The 6,360-nt window shown below is 70.4% G+C and carries 7 protein-coding genes; 3 read left to right on the forward strand and 4 right to left on the reverse strand.

The features are described 5' to 3' along the window. Positions 1-40 precede the first annotated feature (40 nt). From ABIC61_RS18070 to ABIC61_RS18080, 3 genes are all read left to right on the forward strand, one after another. The gene (locus tag ABIC61_RS18070) at positions 41-865 is read left to right on the forward strand and encodes an ABC transporter permease (RefSeq protein ID WP_354031021.1); all 825 of its coding nucleotides are present in this window, start codon (positions 41-43) and stop codon (positions 863-865) included. Next, positions 865-1,635 (forward strand): ABC transporter ATP-binding protein, encoded by a 771-nt coding sequence (locus tag ABIC61_RS18075; RefSeq protein WP_079238457.1) that lies wholly within the window; start codon positions 865-867, stop codon positions 1,633-1,635. The genes ABIC61_RS18070 and ABIC61_RS18075 overlap by 1 nt, the downstream gene beginning before the upstream one ends. A 108-nt stretch (positions 1,636-1,743) precedes the next feature. Beyond that, positions 1,744-2,049, forward strand: a complete 306-nt coding sequence (locus ABIC61_RS18080; RefSeq protein ID WP_144755167.1) for a hypothetical protein — start codon at positions 1,744-1,746, stop codon at positions 2,047-2,049. A gap of 25 nt (positions 2,050-2,074) precedes the next feature. Here the strand turns inward: ABIC61_RS18080 and ABIC61_RS18085 are convergent, their stop codons facing one another. Genes ABIC61_RS18085 through ABIC61_RS18100 form a run of 4 tightly spaced genes read right to left on the reverse strand, consistent with a single transcriptional unit; the run spans position 2,075 to position 6,126 of the window. Continuing rightward, positions 2,075-3,307, reverse strand: coding sequence for a CDP-glycerol glycerophosphotransferase family protein (locus tag ABIC61_RS18085; RefSeq protein WP_354031022.1), 1,233 nt, complete (start codon positions 3,305-3,307; stop codon positions 2,075-2,077). Between the two features lie 42 nt (positions 3,308-3,349). After that, positions 3,350-4,258, reverse strand: coding sequence for a glycosyltransferase family 2 protein (locus tag ABIC61_RS18090; RefSeq protein WP_354031023.1), 909 nt, complete (start codon positions 4,256-4,258; stop codon positions 3,350-3,352). Next, the gene (locus ABIC61_RS18095; protein ID WP_354031024.1) at positions 4,255-5,073 is read right to left on the reverse strand and encodes a CDP-alcohol phosphatidyltransferase family protein; all 819 of its coding nucleotides are present in this window, start codon (positions 5,071-5,073) and stop codon (positions 4,255-4,257) included. The genes ABIC61_RS18090 and ABIC61_RS18095 overlap by 4 nt, the downstream gene beginning before the upstream one ends. Positions 5,074-5,082: 9 nt before the next feature. Next, the gene (locus tag ABIC61_RS18100) at positions 5,083-6,126 is read right to left on the reverse strand and encodes a glycosyltransferase family 2 protein (protein ID WP_354031025.1); all 1,044 of its coding nucleotides are present in this window, start codon (positions 6,124-6,126) and stop codon (positions 5,083-5,085) included. Positions 6,127-6,360 lie beyond the last annotated feature (234 nt).

The raw sequence follows: 6,360 nt of genomic DNA on the forward strand, positions 1-6,360 counted from the left end.
CCGTCAGGACCCCCTCGGCGGTTCCGCCCGAAGGGAAACCGTGACCACAGCGAGTGCGCCGACCGCGCCCGCGGCTGCCGCACCCGCGGCCTCCCGGGGCGCCGGTCGGCGCTATAGTCATGCCCTCTGGCTGCTGACCGTCCGGGACCTCCGCGTCCGGTACTCGACGTCGGCGTTGGGCTACTTCTGGTCGATCCTCGACCCGCTCGTGATGTCGGCGATCTACTGGTTCGTCTTCACGCAGGTGTTCCACCGCGGCAAGGTCGGCGAAGAGCCCTACATCGTGTTCCTGCTCTCGGCGCTGCTGCCGTGGATGTGGTTCACGGGGGCCGTCTCGGACTCAACGCGTGCGTTCATCAAGGAGACCAAGCTCATCCGGTCGACGACGATCCCGCGCAGCATCTGGGTCGCACGGGTGAACGCGTCGAAGGGCATCGAGTTCCTGTTGAGCCTGCCGGTGCTCGCCGTGTTCGCCATCGCGACCGGGGCCCAGGTGCACTGGGAACTCGCGCTGTACCCCCTCGCGATCGTGCTGCAGTGCGGGCTCGTGTACGGACTCGGGCTGATCGTCGCGCCACTCGTCGTCTTCTTCCGCGACCTCGAGCGGGCCGTGAAGCTCGTGCTCCGCTTCCTGTTCTACGCGTCGCCGATCATCTACAGCACGAAGGCCCTGCCGGACCGGCTGCACGACCTGGCGGCCTTCAACCCGTTGAGCGGCATCTTCGGCATCTACCGCTCGGCGTTCTTCCCGTCCCAGCTGGACTGGTTCGAGGTCGCGGTGTCGGTCGTCGTCACCGTGGTGGTCATCGGGATCGGGATCGTCGTCTTCCGGCGCAGCGAGCACCGTGTCCTGAAGGAGCTGTGATGACCGCCACCGAGCAGACCGGGCGGAACACGACCGTCGCACCCGTGATCTCCGTCCGCGACGCCGGGATCCGGTTCAAGCGCAACCGTCGTGCGAGCCGCAGCTTCAAGGACCTCTTCGCCGGGAGCAACCGGCGGAAGCGGGCCGACGAGTTCTGGGCGCTGCGGGGCGTGACCTTCGACGTCCGTCCGGGTGAGGCGATCGGTGTCGTCGGGCGGAACGGTCAGGGCAAGTCGACGCTGCTCAAGCTCGTGGCGCAGGTCATGCTCCCCGACGAGGGCCGCGTGCACGTCGGAGCCGGCGTCGCACCGCTCATCGAGATCACCGGCGGCTTCGTCGGCGATCTCTCGGTCCGCGACAACGTGTTCCTCACGGCGGGGCTGCACGGCATGTCACGCGCCGAGATCCGGGACGCCTTCGACGAGATCATCGACTTCGCCGAGATCGGCGACTTCGTCGACACCCCTTACAAGCACCTGTCGAGCGGGATGAAGGTGCGGATCGCGTTCGCGGTCATCTCCCGCCTCGACGAACCGGTCATCCTGGTGGACGAGGTCCTCGCCGTCGGTGACAAGGCGTTCCGCGAGAAGTGCTACAAGCGCATCGAGGAACTGCTCGCCGGCGGTCGGACCCTCTTCTTCGTCTCGCACAGCGACAAGGACCTCCGACGGTTCTGCGACCGCGGGCTCTACCTCGACAAGGGGCACCTGCAGCTCGACGGCACGATCGAGGAAGCCCTCGCGCGGTACTCCGCCGACTACGGCGTCTGAGCCCGCCTCCCCCTCAACAACCCGGCCCTCGAACCCCCGCTCCACAGCCGCCGGCTCCCGCGTCGGAACGCCACCCCGAACGTCGGACCCTCCCCCTACCGTGACGGCATGCACCACCCGACACCGACGGCCTACGCCGTCCCGTTCACGATCGACCGTTCCCTCGCGCCACGTCGCTACGACCTGGTGAACACCGGCGACGAACCCGTCGACGGTCTCACCCTCACCCATCTGGGCAACGGGTACTGCCCACCGCTCGCCGTCCGCCGACTCGAGCCCGGCCGCGCACTCTCGATCGCGGTGTTCGGTGCCGACGCCGAGGACACCGGCGTGGTCGTCGTCCGGTGGCGCCGCCCGGACCGGTCCGAGTACCTCTGGCGGATGTCCCTCGTGGGCGACGGCCGTGCTGCCTGACGACGCAGGACCGGCGTCCGTCCGGTCAGCCCTCGCCGCGGGTCGCCGCGACCGAACGCCAGCGGTCGAGCAGCCGTTCGATCGCGCTGTGGAACCGCGCCGTCGCGGCGCCCGGCGTCGTGTCGCCGAAGTACCGCTGCACCCAGTGCTGCAACTTCGCGAGTTCGGCGGCGTCGTTCGCCGCGGCATCGACCCGGGCGACCACGTCGGACGCGTCCGCTGCCGACAGCCAGTTCGCGTCGCCGAGGTAGCCGCGCTCGTCGACGTCCGCTTCCGGAGCCTCCGGCCTGGTCACGATGAGCGGCTTCCCGACGGCCAGGCGGTCGTAGATCATCGCGCTGATGTCGGTGATGGCGACGTCCGCACCGGCGAGCTGCCAGCCGAGCTCGGCGCCGTCGTCGTACACGTGGTGCGCGTTCGGGTCAGCCGCGTTCGCGCTCGTGATCGCCGCGACGATGCGCTCGTGGGCGGCCTTGTAGGCAGCGTCACGGACACCGCTGCGCGGGTGCGGCCGGTAGACCAGGCGGTGCGCGGGAGACGCCAGGACCCGATCGGCGATCGTGGTGCCGTGCGTCGCGATCGAGCCGTAGGCGGCCGCAGCCCGGTCACCCTCCCAGGTCGGCGCGTAGAGCACGACGGTGCGGTCGTCGTCCGGGTACGGCGCCGCACCGGCGAAGTGGTCGGCCTGGGGGCGACCGACCGCCATGGCGCGCGCGTCGAGGTCGTAGTCCCACAGCGCATCGGCGAGCCGGTCACGAGCGGCGTCGCCGGCGATCAGGGCGTAGTCGTACGCCTTGAACTGGTTCGTCGTCATGTACATCTTGTCGCTCTCGCCGTGGTTGACGAAGACGTGCCACATCCGCCCGTACCGCATCATCTGGAAGTTGCGGGCGTTCTGGTTGACGTACAGGACGATCTTGGGCGCCTGCTCGTCGACGAACCGCTCGAGGTCGACGACCTGTCGCGCGTAGACCGCCGGCACCGGGGACTCGTCGAGCAGCGTGAGCATGGTGCCGGGGCTGCGCGAGACGATCGCCACCGGGTGGGTGGCCGCGAGCTCCGCGAGCGGGGCGTACCACTGGCGGACCTGGTACATGTTCACCGGACCGTCGGCGAAGTACACCGCGATCTCGATCGTGCCCGGAGCGGGTGCCGGCGCGGCGGGCAGCCGGCGCGCGAGTTCACGACGGCTCCGACGCGACTTCAGCAGTCGCTCGGCCAGTCGCACGGCGGTGCGCACGTCGTGGATGATCGGCATGGTCCCTCTCCCGGTGTCGGCGGACGGTTCGTGGTCGTCGAGTCAGACGACGGGGGGCCGGCCGGCGACCGTCATGCGACCGATGGTCAGCCACCCCATCACGTGCACGGGGCCGCAGTCCGAGGTCCAGCCCTCGCGGATGCCACCGAACCAGGTCGCCAGGCGACGCGGGTGCCGCCACCAGCGCGCGACCTGGATCGCCGCCCACGACCCGACGTACAGCGGACGGAGCACGGCAGGCAGGTTGCGACGGGCGAGCCAGACGCGGTTCCGGGCGTTCAGTCGGTAGTACTCGGTGTGGCGGGCCGGATCGATCGCGGGGTGGTGCGCGACGAGGTCCCCGGCGTACCAGGTCCGTCGTCCGGCGTCCCACACGCGCCAGGCGAGCTCGATGCCCTCGTGCGCGTAGAAGTACTCGGCTCCCCAACCGCCGGTGGCGCGGTAGACGTCCATGGGCAGCACGACCGCGCCCTCCCACACCGAGAACACGGGCGACGAGTGGTCCGGTTCCCCCTTGCGGATCCGGGGGATCCAGCGGGTGGGGTTCGCGGCTCCGGTCGGGTCGACCACCCGCGGTTGCACGAGTCCGAGCGAGGGGTCCCGTTCGAAGAGCCCGATCGCGTCCCGCAGGAACGTCTCGGACGGCACGGATGCGTCATCGTCGAGGAAGAACACGTAGTCGCCGTCGACCACCTCGACCCCCGCGTTGCGTCCGGCCGGGATCCCGACGTTCTCGGGCAGCGCCAGCGCGCGGACGCCGTCGGGCAGGCCCTCGGGCTCCCAGCCGTTGCCGACGCACACGACGTCGAGTTCGACGTCCTGCTGTGCGAGCACGCTCTCGAGTCCGCGGCGCAGGTCGTCCGGACGGGTGCCCTGTGACAGGCTCACGACGGCCACGCGGGGCCGGTCGCGGTGCGGGACCGCGTGGCGTCGGACGGTCCCGGGCGTCACGCGCGGACCCGCTTCGACGAGATGATCGCCAGGAAGTGCCCGAACGTGGCGATCACCGCGAGCGGCAGGAGCGCACCCACCAGGATGCGGTCGGCCAGCGGGTGCCCGATCACGAGTGCCACCAGGGCGAAGACGAAGGCCAGGATGCTCAGTTCGACCGAGTGGTACAGCCGGTGGAACGGCAGGAACCGGGCGGCACGGCGCAGGGTGGCGAGCCGTCGCCCGGACGGGACGGTGCCGGCGTCACGACGGTCGACGAGCTTGTCGAGACCGGCGTTCGCACGAGCGACGTGCACCATGTCGTTCAGCGCCTTGTTCAGCACGATGACGAGCCCCAGGGCGCAGCCGATCGTCGTCCACATCCAGTCGGCGCCGTGGATCGGCCACGTGGCGGCACGGACGCCGAGTGCGATCGGGATCAGTCCCTCGGTCGTGTAGTGCCCGACCTTGTCGAGGAACACGCCGGCGGGCGACCGGGTCCCCCGCCACCGGGCGACCTCGCCGTCGCTGCAGTCGACGAGCATCTGCAGCTGCCCGAGGACGAGCGCGAGCACCGCACCCCAGATGCCCGGGATGAGCAGTGCAGCGGCGATGCTCCACCCGACGAGGATCATCAAGCCGGTGACCTGGTTCGCGCTGATCCGCGTCTTCAGGAGGAACCAGGTCAGGTACGGCGAGACGTCCCGCAGGTACAGCGACGCCGTCCAGTGCTCGGCGTTCGCCCGCGAACGGACCTCGTCCGGCTGGGCGACGGCACGGAGCTCGGCGATCGAGGTGGGGCGGGTGTTCCCGCGGCCGGTCGTGTCATCGGTCAAGAGGTCAGGTCACCGTCCCGTGTGCGTGGTCAACTCGGACGTCCGGGTGAGGAAGCCGATGATGAAGCCGAGGCCCCAGCCCACGTGGATGCAGGGCAGCACCACGAGGAGCCAGAGCAGCGTCGGCAGCCCCGACCGCCGGGCGACCGCGACGGCCCCCAGGACGACGAAGAGGATGTAGACCGCAGGCACGACGAACCCGAGCAGCGCCCACGCCGCCCCGGAGCCGAGTGCTGCGCCGATGACGCCGACGATGCCGGCGACCATGCCGAGCGCCATCGCGGCGACCATCGCCGGCGGGACGAAGTAGCGCAGGCCGTTGTTCGCGGGGAACCGGCGGGCGAGTTCTCCGCGCCACAGCCCCGTCGCGACGAACTGCCGCACGAGTCGCTTGAGGCTCGGCCGCGGACGGTAGGTGACGACGAGCTCCGGCGTGAACCACACCGTGCCGCCGGTCTGCCGGAGCCGCTTGTTGAGCTCCCAGTCCTGGCCGCGCTTGATCCCCTCGTCGAAGAGGCCGACCTCGAACAGGCGGTCGCGGCGGAACACCCCGAGGTAGGCGGTCTCGGCCGGTCCGGCCTCGCCACCGACGTGGTGCGGGGTACCACCGAGACCGACGCGGCTGCCGTAGGCGAGCGCGACGGCTCGTTCGAACGGTGTCCGGCCCTCGGCGTGCATGATGCCGCCCACGTTGTCCGCCCCGGACTCCTGCAGCACGCGCACCGCGATCCGCGTGTAGTCCTGCGGCAGCACCGAGTGCGCGTCGACGCGGACGACTATCGGGTGCACCGAGGCCCGGATGGCCACGTTCAGGCCGGCCGGGGTCGACCCGACCGGGTTGTCGATCGCCCGGATGCGGGAGTCTGCGGCGCTCATCTCGGCGACGAGTTCGTTCGTGCCGTCGATCGACGGGCCGAGCGCGAGGATGACCTCGAACGGACCGGCGTAGTCCTGGTCGAGCAGGCTCTGGACAGCCGCACGGACCTCGGTCACCTCGTTGAGGACGGGCATCACGTACGAGACGCCCGGCAGGGGGTGTCCGTCTGTCTGCATGCGTACCTCGGGGTCCTGGCTGGGTGCACGGGACGCACCGCGGACGGTGCCGCCCCGCAGAGCGACCCTGAGCCTATCAAGGACGTCGCCCATCAAGGACGTCGCCTGTCGAGGACGCAACCGGGAGACGGCCTGGAGGCGGGGGGGGCGCGGGGGCCCCCCCCCCCCCCCCCCCCGGGGGGGGGGGGGGGTTTTTGGAACCAATTTAAAAATAAAGAAACAACACGGGCTAGC

Origin of the sequence: Curtobacterium sp. 1544, assembly GCF_040544915.1 — a bacterium.
In the GTDB taxonomy this organism is placed as follows: domain Bacteria; phylum Actinomycetota; class Actinomycetes; order Actinomycetales; family Microbacteriaceae; genus Curtobacterium; species Curtobacterium pusillum_C.